13 protein-coding genes are annotated in these 17,122 nt (G+C 71.9%); 6 read left to right on the top strand and 7 right to left on the bottom strand.

All coding sequences use genetic code 11. The features are described 5' to 3' along the window. Positions 1-51: 51 nt before the first annotated feature. From WMF46_RS42555 to WMF46_RS42540, 4 genes are all read left to right on the top strand, one after another. Positions 52-2,667: an ATP-dependent Clp protease ATP-binding subunit gene (locus WMF46_RS42555; RefSeq protein ID WP_437982467.1), complete on the top strand. Its 2,616-nt coding sequence runs from the start codon at positions 52-54 to the stop codon at positions 2,665-2,667. Positions 2,668-2,955: 288 nt separating this feature from the next. Continuing rightward, complete coding sequence (gene rplU, locus WMF46_RS42550) at positions 2,956-3,264, top strand: 50S ribosomal protein L21 (RefSeq protein WP_437546502.1); 309 nt, start codon at positions 2,956-2,958, stop codon at positions 3,262-3,264. A 14-nt stretch (positions 3,265-3,278) separates the two neighbouring features. Continuing rightward, entirely contained in the window at positions 3,279-3,536 is a 258-nt protein-coding gene (gene rpmA, locus WMF46_RS42545) for a 50S ribosomal protein L27 (protein WP_272102141.1), read from the top strand. Positions 3,537-3,621: 85 nt separating this feature from the next. Further along, a complete protein-coding gene (locus WMF46_RS42540; RefSeq protein ID WP_437905099.1) occupies positions 3,622-4,464 on the top strand; it encodes an HAD family hydrolase in 843 nt (280 codons plus the stop codon). Positions 4,465-4,542: 78 nt separating this feature from the next. On the opposite strand, the gene WMF46_RS42535 is transcribed toward WMF46_RS42540, so the two are convergent. Together WMF46_RS42535 and recD2 are read right to left on the bottom strand one after the other, a co-directional pair. Next, the gene (locus WMF46_RS42535) at positions 4,543-5,679 is read right to left on the bottom strand and encodes a tetratricopeptide repeat protein (protein WP_437982466.1); all 1,137 of its coding nucleotides are present in this window, start codon (positions 5,677-5,679) and stop codon (positions 4,543-4,545) included. 418 nt (positions 5,680-6,097) lie between these two features. Continuing rightward, a complete protein-coding gene (gene recD2 / locus WMF46_RS42530; RefSeq protein ID WP_437982465.1) occupies positions 6,098-8,527 on the bottom strand; it encodes an SF1B family DNA helicase RecD2 in 2,430 nt (809 codons plus the stop codon). 215 nt (positions 8,528-8,742) lie between these two features. Here recD2 and WMF46_RS42525 point away from each other — a divergent pair, with 215 nt between their 5' ends. After that, the gene (locus WMF46_RS42525) at positions 8,743-9,966 is read left to right on the top strand and encodes a LysM peptidoglycan-binding domain-containing protein (protein WP_437982464.1); all 1,224 of its coding nucleotides are present in this window, start codon (positions 8,743-8,745) and stop codon (positions 9,964-9,966) included. A gap of 73 nt (positions 9,967-10,039) precedes the next feature. Here the strand turns inward: WMF46_RS42525 and WMF46_RS42520 are convergent, their stop codons facing one another. The 5 genes from WMF46_RS42520 to WMF46_RS42500 form a co-directional block, all read right to left on the bottom strand. After that, positions 10,040-10,675: an AMIN-like domain-containing (lipo)protein gene (locus WMF46_RS42520; protein WP_437982463.1), complete on the bottom strand. Its 636-nt coding sequence runs from the start codon at positions 10,673-10,675 to the stop codon at positions 10,040-10,042. A 63-nt stretch (positions 10,676-10,738) separates the two neighbouring features. Then, complete coding sequence (locus WMF46_RS42515; protein ID WP_437982462.1) at positions 10,739-11,269, bottom strand: thioredoxin; 531 nt, start codon at positions 11,267-11,269, stop codon at positions 10,739-10,741. A gap of 32 nt (positions 11,270-11,301) precedes the next feature. Further along, a complete protein-coding gene (locus WMF46_RS42510) occupies positions 11,302-12,642 on the bottom strand; it encodes a protein kinase domain-containing protein (RefSeq protein WP_437982461.1) in 1,341 nt (446 codons plus the stop codon). Between the two features lie 269 nt (positions 12,643-12,911). After that, a complete protein-coding gene (locus WMF46_RS42505) occupies positions 12,912-13,808 on the bottom strand; it encodes a hypothetical protein (RefSeq protein WP_437982460.1) in 897 nt (298 codons plus the stop codon). A gap of 52 nt (positions 13,809-13,860) precedes the next feature. Beyond that, positions 13,861-14,784 (bottom strand): hypothetical protein, encoded by a 924-nt coding sequence (locus tag WMF46_RS42500; protein WP_437982459.1) that lies wholly within the window; start codon positions 14,782-14,784, stop codon positions 13,861-13,863. A gap of 696 nt (positions 14,785-15,480) precedes the next feature. Between WMF46_RS42500 and WMF46_RS42495 the strand changes: the two genes are divergently transcribed. Further along, positions 15,481-17,100, top strand: a complete 1,620-nt coding sequence (locus WMF46_RS42495) for an AgmX/PglI C-terminal domain-containing protein (protein WP_437982458.1) — start codon at positions 15,481-15,483, stop codon at positions 17,098-17,100. Positions 17,101-17,122 lie beyond the last annotated feature (22 nt).

Here is a 17,122-nt window from a genome sequence, read left to right as displayed (position 1 = left end):
CAGGCCAAAGATGCAAGCGCACAGGGCTCCACCTTGCGGTAGGCTGCGCGCATGGCCGAGAAAGAGGGCACGATTCACCTCGATCGCTATACCGGCGACGCGAAGCAGGTCGTCGCCGGCGCACAGCAGATCGCGGACGAGCGCCAGCACGCGGAGGTCACGCCGCTGCACCTGCTCATGAGGTTGCTGGAGCGCGACCGGGGCGTGTCCGAGGTCTTTCGGCGGGCCGGCGCCGACCCGAACGAGGTGCTCCAGCTCGCCGAGAACGCCCTGAAGAAGCTGTCCAGGGCGGGCAGCAGCGGTGTTGCGTACGTGAGCCCTCGCCTGCTCGATCTGCTCGGGCGCGCCGAGCGGGAGGCGACCCGGGACAAGTCGCAGAACGTGGGCATCGAGCACCTGTTGCACGCGCTCGCCCAGGAGATCCGCGGGCCTGCCGGGGAGATCCTCTCTTCGTTCGGTATCGGTCCGGGCGCGTTCCGGCCGCACCTCGGGGCGCTGGAGGCGGCCTCGCGGGAGCCCTCGCCCGCGCCGGCCAACGCGGCCGAGCCGGGTCAACCCGCGCCCTACACGCGGGACCTCGTCGCCGACGCGCGCGAAGGGCGGTTCGACCCGGTCATCGGCCGTGACGTCGAGGCGCGCCGCTTGCTGCAGATCCTCGAGCGGCGGTTCAAAAACCACCCCCTCATCGTCGGTGAGCCCGGCGTGGGCAAGACCGCGCTCATCCGGGGCCTGGCCGACCGGATCGCGCACGGCGACGTGCCCACGAACCTCGCGGGCGCCCACCTCTACGAGCTCGACACCGGCGCGCTCGTCGCCGGCGCGAAGCTCCGCGGGGAGATCGAGCAGCGCCTCAAGGTCCTGGTCGATCGGCTGCGCGGCGAGCAGGACGCGGAGAGCATCCTCGTCGTCGAGGATCTCGACGCGCTCTTCGGCCAGGGGGTGCAGGGCGCCGGCGTGGGCGAGCTCCTGAAGCCGCTCCTGTCGCGCGGGGAGATCCGGATCATCGCCACGACGACGCCCGAGGGGGTGCGCAAGATCAACGAGCGCGATCCCGGGATCATCCGGCGGTTCTCGACGATCACGCTGGAGGCGCCGAGCATCGATCAGGCGACGGAGATCCTGCGCGGGATCGCCACGAAGTACGAGGCCCACCACCGCGTCCGGGTGGGGGAGAGCGCTATCACCTCGGCGGTCGCGCTGGCCAAGCGGTACATCTCGGATCGCGCGCTCCCCGACACGGCGGTGGACCTGCTCGACGAGACGTCCGCCCGCAAGCGGGTGGAGGTCGACGGCGTGCCGGCCGAGCTCGACACGCTGACCCGGCGTGTCGACGCGCTCCGCGCCCAGATCGCCGCGCTCGCGGACGACGAGGACAAGCTCAGCGTCCAGACCCGAACGCGCCTGGAGGCGGAGCTCGCGGAGATCGAGCCGAAGGCGTCGTCGATGCGCAGCCGCAACGCGTCGCGCCGCGGCGTCATCGCGGCGTGCCAGGCCATCCGCCGGGAGCTCGTCGCCGCGACGGAGGCCTTGAAGGCTGCCCAGCGCGACAAGGCGTTCGCCAGGATCGGCGAGCTCGAGCACGTCACGCTCCCGGAGATCAGGCGGCGGCTCCAGGCCGCGGAGGAGGCCGCGCAGCGGGAGGGGGTCGCGCCGACCTCGAACGTCGTCGGCGAGTCGGACGTGGCGGCGACGCTCAACGACTGGACCGGCATCCCGGTGGCCAAGATGCTCGAGGGCGAAGCCGAGAAGCTCCTCAAGATGGAGGCGCGGCTCGCGCAGCGGGTGGTGGGTCAGGACGAGGCGGTGCGCGCGATCGCGAAGGCGGTGCGCCGCGGGCGCGTCGGCCTGCGCGATCCGGGCAAGCCGATCGGCTCGTTCCTGTTCCTCGGCCCGAGCGGCGTCGGCAAGACGGAGCTCGCGAAGGCGCTCGCCGAGTTCCTGTTCGACGACGAGCAGGCGCTGACGCGCATGGACATGAGCGAGTTCATGGAGCGCCACATGGCCCAGCGCCTGATCGGGGCGCCCCCGGGCTACGCGGACAGCGAGCAGGGCGGCTTCCTCACCGAGGCCGCCCGGCGCCGGCCGTACAGCGTGCTCCTGTTCGACGAGGTCGAGAAGGCCCACGCGGACGTGTTCAACCTGCTGCTCCAGATCCTCGACGACGGCCGGCTCACCGACGGCCGCGGGCGGCTCGCCGACTTCTCGAACACGGTCGTCATCATGACCTCGAACATCGGGTCGAAGCGCGTGCTCGAGACCGACGCCAAGCTCTGGACCACGGAGGACGGGCGCGAGGCGATCCGCGACGTCCTGCTCGAGGAGCTGCGCGGGTTCTTCCGCCCCGAGTTCCTGAACCGGGTCGACGACATCGTCGTCTTCAAGGCGCTCAGCAAGGAGGACCTCCGGGGCATCGTCGATATCCAGCTCCGTCGGCTGGAGCAGCTGCTCACGGACAAGGACATCCGCCTCGCCCTCACGGACGCCGCGAAGGCCCGGCTCGTCGAGCTCGGCTACGAGCCGAGCCTCGGCGCTCGCCCGCTGAAGCGGGCGATCCTGCGCGAGCTCCAGAACCCGCTCGCCGAGACCATCCTCGCCGGCGGGTACCAGCCCGGCCAGACGATGCAGGTCGACGTGGTCGACGAGAAGTTCGTCTTCACCAAGGCGTGAGGGCGAAACAGGCGCGCGGTACGCGACGAGCGGCGAGCGCGACCCGCGCCGCGACCGGGCGCGCGGTCCCGGCTGCGCTTTGCCAGGGGCTTTCCAGGGCCTTGCCCACGCCCGGAGGCCGCGGGCGTCGCTCCTGCGAAGAACCTGGGCGACGCCGCTGCGAACCACTTGCCAAGCCGGAGAAGGTCCGTATACTGCCGCTCCCGCGCTCACCGGGCCCTCCGATCGAGGGCCATTTGCGTGACGTATGGCGAGGGATCGCGGTCCCCAGGTTGAGGAAGACGCACCATGTACGCGGTCATCAAGACGGGCGGCAAGCAGTATCGAGTCGCCGAAGGTCAGAAGCTCCGGGTTGAGAAGCTTGTCGGCAATGCCGGTGACAAGGTCACCTTCAGCGAGGTGCTCCTCGTCGCCGGTGACTCGCCCAAGATTGGCAAGCCCCTCGTGAGCGGCGCCTCCGTCGCTGCCGAGATCACCGGGCAGGACCGCGGCAAGAAGATCGTGGTCTTCAAGTTCAGGCGGCGGAAGAACTACCGCCGCAAGAACGGCCATCGCCAGCCGTACACCGAGCTCAAGATCACCGGCATCACCGCCTAGCAGGAGAAGTAGAGATGGCTCACAAAAAAGGCGGCGGCTCCTCCAGGAACGGCCGCGACTCAAGCGCACAGCGCCGTGGGGTCAAGGTGTACGCCGGGGCGCCCGTGCGCGCTGGCAACATCCTGGTCCGGCAGGTCGGCTCCTCGATCCACGCCGGCCACAACGTCGGCACCGGCCGCGACTTCACGCTCTTCGCCCTCGTCGACGGCGTCGTCACGTACGAGTGGAAGTCCAACACCAAGAAGCAGGTGTCGGTCTACCCGGCTTCCTGAGCCTTCCTCACCGGGAGGGCGTCCTGATCCGTCCCATCCCGTCCCGCCTGCTGCGCTCCACGCGCTTCCGAGCTACTCAAGCGCGGTGACGACCTACAAGCTCCTCGCCCTCGACGTCGACGGGACCCTTGTCCGTCGTGATGGGTCCATCCACGACGAGGACCTCCGCGCCATCCAGCGGCTCCAGGATGCCGGCGTCCCGGTCTCGATCGCGACCGGGCGTCTGTACTCGGGGACGCGCGAGGTCGCGCGGCGGATCGGCGTGCTCGGCCCCATCGCGTGCGTCGACGGCAGCCACATCGTGCACACCGAGGGCGACGCGCACCTGTACTCGCGCACGATCTCCGGCGCCGAGGCGTCCCTCCTGCGCTCGATCACCGAGCGGCATGCGACGGCGTCGTTCCTCTTCGCGCAGGACAGCATCGTCCACGACGCGACGGGCGCGCCGCACGTCCACTATGTCCGGGGCTGGTCGCACGCCATCGCCGAGGTCGAGCGCGTCTCGTCGCACCCGTACTGGGAGCACGACCACGGCCTGCTCGCGCTGGTCGCGCTCGGGACCGAGCTCCAGGTCGCGGCGGCCGTCGAGGAGGTCCGAGCCGAGCTCGGTGAAGCGGCCTTCGTCGTCTCGTTCCCCCTCATGCGGGACGACCAGACGAGCCTCTTCGCGATGATGGTCCGGGCCGCTGGGCCGACGAAGGGCACGGCGATCGCGTGGCTCGCGGAGCACCACGGCTGCGAGCTGTCGGACGTGGTCGTCGTCGGCGACTGGCTCAACGACGTGCCGATGTTCGAGGTGGCGGGGCGATCGTTCGCGATGGCGCAGGCGCCCGAGCAGGTGAAGCAGGCGGCGACGGACCGCCTGAAGGCCGACGGCCTGGTGGGCGGCGGCATCGCCGAAGCCATCCGCCGCGCCTTCGGTCACTGAGCGCCGGCAGACGGGGAGCGGCGAGCGCCGGGGCAGCGGAGGAGCGCCGCTCAGCGCTCCCCCACGCCTTGGTGCGCGTCAGGCCTTGCGCTGCTGCGCCGGCTGGGCCGCCGCGGCGAGCTGCTGCTGCTGCTGCTGCAGGTACTGAGCGACGGCGCGCGACCGCTCGATGGCGAACTGCTTGACCTCCTTGTTCGGAGAGCCCGCGAGGGCATTCAGCAGCTTGGTCACCTTCTCGAGCTGGCGCGACTGGAACAGCGCCTCGAAGTAGTTGTTCGCCAGGCGCACGTCGCGGCTCATCTTCGCCTCGTGCGGCTGGAGCAGGCGGACCACCGCCTCGAGGTCGTTCTTCTGCCCGTAGAGCGCCGACAGGCAGAGCAGCGCCAGCGGGTTGTCCGGGTTCTGCGCGACCGCCTTCTTGGCGTACTCGACCGCCTTGTCCCGCGTCTCCTCGTTGGCCGCGTAGAAGCCCTGGATCGCGATGTACGGCGCGGCCGTCTTCTTGTCGGCCGAGAACTTCTCGATCGCGGCGACCGCGCTCGCCTCGTCGCCGCGCTGCTTCTCGTACTGGAAGAGGTAGGCCCACGCGTCGATACAGTCCACGTCGATGGCGAGCGCCTTCTCGATGAACTCGCGCTCCTTCGCGTCGTCCTTCTTCGCCTGGTAGAGCTTCGCGAGGTGCAGCGAGGGGTAGGGGTTGTCCTTGAGCAGGTTCTGCGCGCCCTTCAGCGTCCCCTCGGCCTTGTCATGCTTGTCCTGCGAGAGCTGCGCGATGCCGAGCGCGAGCCAGTCGTCGCCCGTACCGCCCTTCGCGACCACCTTCGAGAGCACCTGCTCGGCGCGCGCCAGCCGGTTGTGCTTGAGGAGCTCCTGCGCGTAGATGCGCCCGCGGTTCAGGTCGTCAGGCTGCTCGGTCCAGTGCTTCTCGAGCCCCGAGAGCAGGTCCTCCAGGCCGATCGCGATCGGGCGCCCCTGATCGTCCTGCACCTGCACCGCCGGCCCGTTGAAGCCGAGGAGCTGCCACATCTGCTCGAGGGTCACCGCCGTGGGACCCTGCTCGAGCAGGCCCTTCAGCTCGTCGGTCGGCTTGTTCATCGGGATGACGATGAGCGCGTTCCCCGGCACGCCGTTCGGAAACGCGCTCACGGGCGCGACGATCGCCGCCCCTCCGGTGATGTTGAGCCCACCCGCCTGCTGCTGTCCGTTGGTCGTCATCGTCGATGCTCCGAGATCTCTCCCCCACGCGCGCCGAGGCGCAGGCATCGCCCAGCCTCGCCCCGGTACCCTGCGCGCCGTCATGATGGGGGCCGTAGTTCGTGTAGAAGGGGCGCGAACGCTAGCAGGGAGGACCCAGCCGGGCAACGGGGGAGCTCGGAGCGCGCGCGGCCTCATCGCGGCCGTCGCGTTCGGGCCAGACGCGCTTCCGCCGCTTCCACCGCTTCCGCCGCCTCCACCCGTGAGTCCGCGCGTCGCGACCGTGAACCTCGCCGCGGTCCCCGCGCTCGAAGCCGGCTGCGCCGCTGCGGTTTGCGTCGCCGTCGCCGCCTCGCGGTCGCTCGTGTGATCCCTGTCGTGCTCGCTGTCGCTATCGCCGTCTCGGACGCCCATCTCGCTCGCCCTCTCGGGCGCCGTCCTAGTCGAGTCGTGGGCCGGCGGCGAGGGGTGCCTCGAGCGTGCGCGCCGATCCAGCGCGCGCCGGCGCGCCGCCGCGCAGCCGCTCCGCGAGGTGCGTGCGGCGCTCCTCGCGGCGGGTCTCCGCCAGCGCCAGCGACACGGCCCGCGGATCCGCCACGAGCACCACGAGCCGCTTGCCGCGCGTCACCGCCGTGTAGATGAGGTTGCGCGACAGCATCACGAAATGCTGGGTGAGGATCGGCACGATCACCGCCGGATACTCGCTCCCCTGGCTCTTGTGGATGCTCGTCGCATAGGCGAGCGTCAGCTCGTCGATCTCCGCTTCCTCGTAGCTGACCTCGCGATCGTCGAAGCGCACCTGGAGCTTCCGCTCCTCGGTGTTCACGTCCGTGATGAAGCCGACGTCGCCGTTGTACACCTCGCGGTCGTAGTCGTTGCGGAGCTGCATCACCTTGTCGCCGAGCCGTAACGTCCTCGCGCCGCGCGTGACGCTCGGGCCCTCGGGGTTCAGCGCCGCCTGCAGCCGCGCGTTGAGCGTGATCGCCCCCGCCTCGCCCTTGTGCATCGGCGTCAGGACCTGGACGTCGCGCCGTGGGTCCAGCCCGAACCCCTTGCCGATACGCTCCGTCACGAGGTGGAGGATCAGATCCGCCGCCGCCTCGGCCTCGATGCGCTCGATCACGTAGAACTCGCCGCCGGGACCGCGCGCGCCCTCCGGCGGCTCGCCGTCGTGGATCCGGTGCGCGTTCCGGACGATGAGGCTGCCCTCGGCCTGGCGGAAGATCTGCGTGAGCCGCGCCGTGGGCACCTCGCCGGAGGCGATCACGTCTCGCAGCACCGCGCCCGGCCCCACCGACGGGAGCTGATCGACGTCGCCCACCAGCACGAGGCGCGCGCCGTCGGACGTCGCCTGCAGGAGCGCGTCGGCGAGCGCCAGATCGAGCATCGAGGCCTCGTCGACCACGATGGCCCCCGCCTCGATCGGCCGGCTTCGCTGGCGGCCGAACTTGCGCTGCTTGGGATCGAACTCCAGCAGGCGGTGGAGCGTGACGGCGTCGCGTCCGGTCGCCTCGCTCATCCGCTTCGCGGCGCGGCCCGTGGGCGCGGCGAGCCGCACCGGGAGCCGGGCGCGGTCGAAGAGCGCCAGGATGGCCCGGACGATGGTCGTCTTGCCAACGCCCGGGCCGCCCGTGATGACCAGCACCTTGTTCCGCGCCGCCTGCGCCACGGCGTCCCGCTGGGCAGGCGCCAGCGAGACCTGCGTCTTCGCCTCGAACGCGGCGATCGCCGCGTCGACGCCCTCCACGAGGCGCGCCTCGGGCGCCGCGCCGTCCTCGCCGTCGCCCAGCAAGGAGCGCATCCGGCGGGCGAGCCGCACCTCGGCCTCGTGGAGGTCCTTCGGGTAGACGGCCACCTCGCCGGTCTCGAGCGTCTCGACCCGCACATGGCCGCTCGCCACGAGCGCGTCGATCGCGCTGTCGACCTCGGCCGCGTCGCGCTCGAGCATCGCCGCGGCGAGCTCCGCGAGCTCCGGCCGCGCCGCGAGCGTGTGGCCGCGCGTCGACAGATCGACCAGCGTCTGCAGCACGCCCGCCTGCGCCCGCTCCGGCGAGTCGGCCCGGACGCCGATCGAGCGCGCGATTCGGTCGGCGGTCTTGAAGCCGATGCCCCACACGTCGAGCGCGAGCCGGTACGGGGAGCGGGAGACGATGTCGATCGCGTGGGGGCCGAACCGCTTGTAGATGCGGCTCGCCAGCGCCGGGGAGGCGCCGTGCGCCTGGAGGAAGATCATGATGGCCCCGATCGCCCGCTGCGCCGCCCACGCCTTCGCGACGGCCTGCGCGCGCCGCTGGCCGAGCCCGGGGACCTCGGCGAGCCGCTCCGGCGACCGGTCGAGGATCTCCAGCGTCTCCGTGCCGAACGCCTCCACGATCCGCTTCGCGTACGCCGGGCCGATGCCCTGCACCATGCCGGACCCGAGGTAGCGCTCGAGCCCATCGAGCGTGGCGGGGGCGATCGGCAGGAGGGTCTCGACCTTGAGCTGCTCGCCGTGCTTCGGATCGCGCTCGTAGCGCCCCGTCGCGCGCACGCGCGTGCCCGGCCCGACCTGCGGGACCACGCCGACCCAGACCTCCGGCGGGGCGCCGGGGGTGACCTCCACCCGCAGCACCCGGAAGCCGCTCGACTCGCTCTCGTAGGTGACGCGGACGACCTCTCCCTCGACCGTCGCCGCCCCGTTGCCCGCCGCCTCCCGGGCCGAGAAGAGCTTCTGCTGGCCCCCGCCGCCCGGCTGCCGCTCGCCCGTCCCGCCCGTGCGCTCACCGCGGTCGTCGTGGCGCGGCGCGTTGTCCGGCCCCGGCGTCGGCGCCGGCGCGGCTGCCCCCCGGGCCGCCCGATCGGGGCGGCCGCTCCGCTGGGACGGTTGCACGAGGGCAGCATGTAGCCGCCGGCGCGGCGGCGGCAACGTCCTCGTGCGCGGACGCGAGCGCCGCTGCAAAACATCGCGCAACGCCGCATAAACGCCCCGTAACCTGGGCTCACGCTGAACGCGCGTCGCGTGGAGCGCGCCGCACGCGAGCGCGGGGCCGCGGTTGGCGTCGCTCCCTCGCGTCAGTATAGTGGCCCGCGATGGGGCGCCGCAGCTTGGTTTCCGTCCTCTGCGCCCTCCTCCTCGCGGGCTGCGCCGGGAGGGCGCCGGAGGCGGCGCGGTCCAAGGATGGCCTGCTGCGCGTGGCCTCCGGGGTGTCCTCGGAGCAGCGCGGCGCCTCGCCTTCGCCCGCGCCCGGGACGGCGGCGGAGGAGGCCGCGCTCGCGGACGCCCACGATGCCGAGGTCGACGACGACGACGGTGAGGTCGACGACGGCCTGGAGCTGCCGGCAGATCCGGGCACCGGTGCGCGGGCGCACTCGCCGCTCTCGGCGATGACCGAGGCCCAGATCGAGGAGCTTTTCTCGAAGGATCCCGCGGCGCTCGGGCCGATGTCGCTGGGCGCCACCAACGCGGGCGCGCTGTTCAACGGCGTCCGGATGCCCGAGGGCGATCGGTGGGAGCTCGTCGATCCGGCCCACGCCTGGGGGACGCGCGAGACGATCGACGCGATCGACCGGGCGATCGGCGAGGTGCACCGGCAGTTCCCGGGGAGCCCGAAGCTCTACATCGGGCACATCAGCGCCCGGGAGGGCGGCCGCCTCTCGCCGCACAAGAGCCACCAGGCCGGGCGCGACGTCGACATCAGCTATTTCCTCGACGCCCGGCACCGCTGGTACCAGCGGGCCACGGCGGCGAACCTCGATCGGGAGCGCACCTGGGCCTTCGTCCGGGCGCTCGTCACCGAGGCCGACGTGGAGCTCATCCTCATCGACAGCAGCGTGCAGCGGCTGCTCAAGGAGCACGCGCTGAAGATCGGGGAGGACAAGGACTGGCTCGACGAGGTCTTCCAGCTCGGGTCGAGGAAGATGCGCCCGCTCGTCCGCCACGCCCGCGGGCACGCGAACCACATCCACGTCCGGTTCTACAGCCCGATCGCGCAGGAGTCGGCCGCGCGCGCGTATCCGCTGCTCGTGAAGCGCGGGGCCATCAAGCCCACGTCGCAGTACGTGCGCCACACCGCGAAGAAGGGGCAGACCCTGGGCTCGCTGGCCCGGCAGTACGGCACCACCGTGGAGGCGATCAAGCGGGCCAACGGCCTTCGATCCACGGCGATCCAGGCGAAGCGCGTCTACAACATCCCGCGGCCGTCCAGCGGCCCCGCCGCGCCGCCGAAGCAGGTCGTCGTGCCGCCGCGGCGGCTGCCCCCGCCGAAGGCGGCCGACGCGCCTCCGCCGCCGGCGCGCCACGGCGAGCCCGGGCCCGCGCTGGACGGCTGAGCGGCGGGAGGCGCGCCGCGCCCTGCGGCCCGCCCGCGGCGCGGGGAGCCGCAGGGGTGCCGTGGACGCGGCCTCAGTGCTTCACGTCGACGACGAGCCGCGCCGGCTTGGTCAGCTCGAGGACGCGGTACCGGTTCGGCGACGAGACCCCGAGCACCCACGTCACCTCGGCCTCGAAGTCGCACGTCCGCTCGATCTCGCGCGCCACGCCGAGCGCGAGCTTCCGCTCGCGGAACGGGACCGTGGCGTTCCCCGCGTCGTTGTGCGCCGCCGCGGGGGTCATCCGCACCGCGAGCCATCCGTCGCCCGCGATCTCCGTCGCCTCGCCCGAGCCGCACTGGCGCACCGGCTTGTCGATGTAATCGATGTGGTAGCCCGGCACCGCGTCCCCCTCGAACTCGAACACGACGCGGTCGTAGTGCTCGTGCCGGGCCGTTCGCACGTCGCGCAGGACCGCGACCTTCGCGCCGGCGCGCGGCTTATCGGTGGCGCCCGCGGTGCCCTCGAACGCGTCGGTGCTCGTGGGATCGGCCTCCTTCGGTGGCCGCGGCGTGGGCGGCACGTCGTCGACCGCCGGGTCGGCGGAGGCGCGCGTGTCGATCGGCGTGACGTTCGGCATGGGCTGGGCAGGCTCGCTGCCGGCGCCGTTGCGGCAGCCCCCGGCGAGCGACACGGCGGCGGCTGCGAGCAGCAGGGCGGCGGTCCTCATGAGGTCCCTTCCATGGTGCCGCGGCCTCCGCGCGTCCACCGAGACGCCGGCGCGCCTCGAGGATCACCGCGCCGAGGCCCGCGCTCGGCTCAGGATGGCCGAGAGCCGGGGCACGATCTCGTCCACCGCGCGCTCGCCCTTCACCGAGCCCTCGACGCGGAGGGGCGTTCCTCGGCCGTCCTCACCGGGCACGACGAAGAGCGGGATCATCTCCGACGCGTAGCCCGCCTCGGCGAGCCGCTCCCGATCGCGGTCGAGGTCGAACTCCAGCAGGCGCAGCGCAGGCAGGACCGCGTCGAGCTGGCCGGCCTTCACCGCGTCGTGAAACCTCGTGCACGGCTCGCACCAGGGCGCGCCCACGTAGACGACGAGCTCGCGGCCCTCCCGCCGCGCGCGCTCCCGCGCCTGCTGCACCAGCGCGGCAAGCTCGCCGCCCTCCGGCGCCGGCTCGAGCTCGGCCCGCTGCGCCGCCGGCCGCGCGGCCCCGCTCCCAGCGGCCGGCTGGGAGGTCTCTTCCCGCGAGCAGCCGAGCAGCGCCGCGAAACAGAGGACCAGCCCAGCGCAAACCGACCCCTTCCTGCCATGCGCGTTCACGTCGTCGTTTGCCTCTCGGCCAGGGTCTTTGCTCAGGGCCGGCCGCGCTGCCAGCGATCAGGGCAGCACCAGCTCGAGCGAGAACACGTAGTCGACGTTGACGCCTCGACGGGCATGGGGGCGGCCTGGACGGCGGCAGGGGTGCTCGTGGCGTCCGGCCCGCGCCAGCCGAGCGCCAGCACCAGGCCCCCGCCGACGAGCGCCGCCACGAGCGCGACCAGGTAGAGGGACACGGTCGCGTGACGGGGCGGGGCGACGGAGCCGCTGAAGGTCGCGGGGGCCTGCGGCGGAGAGAGCGAGTCGAGCTGCGCCGGGCGAAGCGACACGAGCGGCTCGCTGGGAGAGGGCGAGAAGGCCGAGATGCGGAGCTCCGAGATCGACGATGCGGAGGGCAGCGCGCCCCGGGGCTGCGCCAGGGACAGGCGGTCCGGGACCGAGGCCCGCGAGGCGTGCGAGACGTGCGAGACGTGCGAGACGTCGATCGGCTCGCCCGCCGCGCTCTTCAGCGCGGTGAGGCACTCCCTCATCGACTGGAAGCGCCTGTCAGGGCTCTTCTCGAGACACCGCATCACGATGGCCGTCATCGCCGGCGACACGAGCGCGCCCTGAGCGCCATCGGCGAGCGGCGGCGGCGGCTCGCGGACGTGCGCCATGAGCGTCGCCGAGGCCACCTTCCTGTCGAACGGCACCCTGCCGCAGAGCATCTCGTAGAGCAGGACGCCGAGCGCATAGACGTCCGCGCGCGGCGAGAGCTCGTGGCCCATCGCCTGCTCCGGAGCGGTGTACTTGGGAGAGCCGATGAACAGGCCCCTCTGCGTCAGCTCGTCCAGCTGCTGCCCCGAGACGTCCTTGACCAGGCCGAAGTCGAGCACCTTGACGAAGTCCTTCTCGTCCTCCTGGTCGACGAGGAGCACATTGCCCGGCTTGAGATCCCGGTGCACGAGGCCGAGGCCGTGCGCCTCGGCGAGCGCGCGGCAGATCTGCCGCGCGATCCGGCCCGCGCGCGCCTCCGGGAGCGCGCCCTCGTCATGGAGCACGCGGTGGAGCGTGCGTCCGGCGATATACTCCATGGCGATAAAGTAGATCCCGCGCGGATCGTCCCGGCCGTAATCGAAGACCGTGACGGAGTTCGGGTGGGTGAGCCTCGCCGCGGTCGCGGCCTCGCGCGAAAAGCGTCGAAAGAACTCCGGATCTTGCTCGAGGCGCTCATCGGGGAGGAGCAGCTTGAGGGCGCAGACCCGGCCCAGCGCGAACTGCTCTGCCCTGTAGACCTTGCCCATCCCCCCTCGCGCGATGAGCGAGATGATCCGGTATCGATCGGCCATCGTCGCGCCGATGAGGGGGTCTTGACCGTTGCTCCTGGCCGCACCCATGGTCTTTACTATATGCGCGATGACGGGCGCACCGCCACCGCAACTCGTGTGTTCTGGCCGACTGCGCGGCTCTGGATCAACGATGCGGCTTGGATCGTACGGCGGTGGAGCGCGAGCGATGCGGCGAGTTGCCGACACGTTTTCCTGACGGCCTCGTCCCATGGGTCCGCCGCGTTTAACCAGCGGGCGCCGAACCATTGCGATCCGGTTTCGCGCGGCCCGCGCCCGCGCGCTGTCCAGCGCCGGGCGCCTCTCCTCCGGCGCGCCCGTCACAGCGCGGCGACGTCGATGTCGACCTCGCGCGGCTCCTCGGTGACGCCGCTCGGCGTGGCCTCGGCGCCCAGGATCGCGCCCACGGTCAGGGTCAGGGTCACCTCTCCGCTCGTGAGGGGCGTGGCGACGTACTTCCAGCGCAGCCGCACGCTGCCGCCTCTCTCCCCCTCTGCCGAGAGCGCCTCCACGGCGCGCCGCTCGATCTCCGGCGCCGTGAGCGCGGTGCGGAGCCGGTGGCCCGTCGAGGCGATGGCGGGCCAGCGGATGAGGGCGCGGTTGAAGGTCCCATCGAGCGTGTGGGTCACGACCGCGCGGTGCCCCTGGACCCGGACGCCGTTCACGGCCCGGAACACGAACGTCTTGTAACGATGGACCTCCGGGGCGGAAGCCGCCGTTCCGTCCTGATCCTCGCGCAGCGTCCTCCGCTGCACAACGGCCCCGATCTCGTCGTTCGGTATGCCCCAGCTGTTCAGGCGCGCCAGCGCGTTCCGCCGGAGGAGCGCCTCGTCCGGCGAGATCCGCGGCCCGCTCGGCGTCTTTCGCAGGACGAGCACCTGGCCGTTCGACGGGTCCTTCTCGTAGGTCCAGTCCGCCGACTCGTGCTCCGTCCGGCGCCCCAGCTCGCCGAGCGGCGTGAACTGCTGATCGGCCCCGATGAGCGAGCGCTGGATGAGCGCGTCATCGAATGAACGCAGCGTCAGCCGGGCCGCCGGGAGCCTCGCGGCGGGCGCCGTGGCGAGCTCCCGCGCGTCGAACGTGAACCCCTCGATCGCCTGCGCGGCCGCGGCGATCTCGCCGTCGTCGCCGCCCGCTTCGGTCGCTACCTCCGGCGCCCCGCAGGCGATGAGGGTCATCGAGAGCGCGGCCCAGAAACCAATCGTTCGCGTCGTCATCGTCATGTCTCCTGTCGTTCGAATCCTTCGGGCAACACGCAGCGTTCGTCGTTCATCCGCCGGGCAGCACGCGCCCGTTCGAGGGGTCGCAGCCGGCGACGTAGTAGATGGTCGAGCCGGTCTTCAGTCCGGTGTTCTTCCGGTCGCGCCACCCGCCGTACTCGTACATGAGCTCCCGCGACGCGAACGACGAGCCGAACACGATCGAGACGGGGCAGTCGTCGTCGTTGCTGAACTGGCTGTCGTCGTAGGCCTCGTCGATCCAGTTCTCTCCCACCCCGTTGGAGATGGAGCTGATCGAGTAGTCGCCCACGTAGTCCTTCACGTGATTGCCGCACGACGAGTCGCCGTGGAACGCATTCCACATCGTCATGGTGCTGTCCGAGGTCGTGATCTGCTGCCGGTATCCGCCGTTCTTCCACACGTCGTAGTCGCCCGACTGGCATGCTTTGACGACCGCGATCTCCAGATCCCCGCCCGTGCCCGGGTTGCCGAAGAGCATGTTCTCGTTCGTCAGGACGCGGCAGTCGTAGCTGCCGTTGCCCATGACCAGGCCGCTGTAAGCGGGCGTCGACGAGCTCCCGGCGTCGTGCCAGCCGTGCGTGTGGATGAAGACGACATCGGCCTCGTCCGCGCCCGAGCCGGACGCCATGTCGTTCGCCGAGCACGCGCAGGACGCCGCCTGGCTCGAGTCGGTCCAGTAGCTCCCCCGGGCGCTCGTGTTGTTGCGCGTCGAGACCTCGTCCCAGAGGGAGACCATGCTGAGGAGGTTGAACGTGCTCGCGAAGGCGGCGGCGGTGCTCGTGTGCACCGAGTGCGACAGGCTGGTGTCGTCCTCGCACTCCCCCGTGTGTCCGAAGTTCGCGACCCCGTAGACGTGCGTCTCGTGCTGCGCGCGCGCCGACGACGGCATCGCAAGGAGGCACCCGAGCACCGGAACCCCTGCGAGGACATGGAACAATCGCCTGTTGCTCATACGCTCGACTCCTTCGTTGTCTCGATCGGTGGATGTTCGCCGCGACCCGCCGCCCGGCGCGCGCTCCACGGGCGCGCCGCCCGTGGACCTCGGGCGTGGACCTTCGCCGGGCAGCGTCGACGGGCGCGGGCGTCAGCGCGCCGCGCTCCGTTCAGCGCGGTCGCGCGTCGTTGACGTCGACAACGGCGTCGACCTCGACGACGTCGCCAACGCACCCACGTTGTTCGCAGCTTCCGTGCCATCGCCTGGCGTCCGCCAGCGGGGGCATCGCGTCACCCCAGGCTTCAGCGATCTCCCTGGGATACGCGGGGATCGCGCCCACCCGGGCGCCGTCGACCGCCGTCGGCTGCCGTCGGCCGTCCTACGGTTCCGCTCGAGGTGGCGGCGCGATCCCGCGGGGTGATGGCGCGGGCCACCACCACCTCGAGGCGCCGGGCGGCGGTCCAGAAACTGGAACCCCCCGGCGCCCGGATGCGCCGCTGAAAATCGCGGCGCGGCTCCGGAACCTGGGGCGGGCGGCGCTGTCGATCCCTGGCGTGGACGCGGTGAGCCGCGGCGCACGCAGAGAGCGGTGAAGCTCGCCGCGCGTGCGCCGGGGCGCGCCGAGAGAGGCGGGCCCTCGAGGGCTCGCTCCATTCAGACCGCTCGCCGCGCGGACATGCGCGCGAGCGCGAGCAGGGAAAGGGCTGTTCTCCGATGGACACGTTCAAGATGGCTCCGGGCATCGCACCCTCGAATCCGTTCCTCAGCAACCTGCCCTTCAGCCCGTATCCGGCCATCGAGGCCGACGTGCCCGCGGACGCGCCGGAGGGCTCCTATACGTACGCGCTCGTCAAGAGCGCGCCGGACGTCCCCGCCGACGAGTGCGAGACCGACGCGCTGTCGCTCGAGGTGATCATCCGGTGGGGGAACACCCCGCTTCACGTGGCGCACCTGACGCCGCCGCGCGCCTTTCATGTCGGCGAGGCGGAGGGCCCCGGGGGCGTGTGCGATTTCTTCCTACCTGCGGAGCGGCTCGGCGCGGCGCGGGCGCCGCTCGTGCTTGTGAGCGAGGGTGGTGAGGTGAGCGCCGTCATCCCGCCGGGCGCGTCGGGATCCATCGACTTCGGCAGCTGCAGGATGACGATCGCGCAGGCGATCGCCGCCGGCCGCGCGGCGCCGTGCGCGGAGCTCGACGGGGCGCGGCGGATCGCGCTGCCGCCCGGCGCTCGCGCGAGGCTCGAGCTCGGCGATTTCGGGTTCGAGGTGGCGGTGGGCAGGGCGGGCCGCCGCGTCGCGGGCAAGGCCGGCATGGACCGCCGCAACCTGCCGTTCACCGCGCTCTCGACGCTGCTCCACGTCGGCCTGCTCGGGGCCATGGCCGCGTTCATGCCCCCGCTCGCCATGGCCGACGACGGCGGCGTGAGCGCGGAGCAGGCCTACCTCATGGCGCAGGCGATCGGCGCGATCGCCGAGAAGGAGCTGCCCGAGGTGAAGGACGTCACCGACGCGAGCGGTCGGACCGAGCGCGATGGCGGCTCCGGCGCGGCCGCGATGGGCGAGTCGGGCAAGGCCGGGAGCGAGACGAGCCGGAAGACGGGCGGGCGCTTCGAGATCCAGGGGCCGAAGGACAACCGCGACGTGCGGATCTCGCGGGCCCAGGCGCTCGACGACGCGGCGCGCTTCGGCATGATCGGCGTGCTCCATGCGGGGTCCGGCGGCGATCCCAACGCGCTCTCGGCGCCCTGGGGCGGCGCCGACACGCTCGGCAACGGCGAAAGGAGCGTGATCGCCAACATGTGGGGTGAGACGATCGACGAGTCGGGCGGCGTGGGCGGGCTCGGGTTGACGGGCGTCGGCGAGGGCGGCGACGGGCGCTTCACGGGCATCGGGATCGGGTCGATCGGCACCATCAACCACGGGAGCGGCGTCGGCGATGGGCCGGGCTTCGGCCCTGGCGGCGGCGCGTCGCGCTTCGCCAACGGCCCTGGCCACAAGGCGAGCGCGCCGCGCATGCGGGTCGGCTCGCCCTCGGTGTCGGGCCGGATCCCGCCGGAGGTCATCCAGCGCATCGTGCGCCAGAACTTCGGCCGCTTCCGGCTCTGCTACGAGAACGGGCTGCGCAACAGCCCGAACCTCACCGGGCGCGTGTCGGTCGGCTTCGTGATCGGCCGCGACGGGGCGGTATCGAGCGTCCACAACGGCGGCTCCGATCTGCCGGACGCCGGCGTGGTCTCTTGCGTGGTGCGCTCGTTCTACGGGCTGTCGTTCCCGCCGCCGGACGCCGGCATCGTGACCGTGACCTATCCCCTCCTTTTCAGCCCCTCTGGCGGCTGATTCCTCGCCTCGACCCCTCCAG

It is taken from the genome of Sorangium sp. So ce117, assembly GCF_051524395.1.
GTDB lineage: Bacteria > Myxococcota_A > Polyangia > Polyangiales > Polyangiaceae > Sorangium > Sorangium cellulosum_B.
The sequence above is the reverse complement of the archived record's forward strand: the minus strand, read 5'-3'. Positions and strand labels throughout refer to the sequence as shown.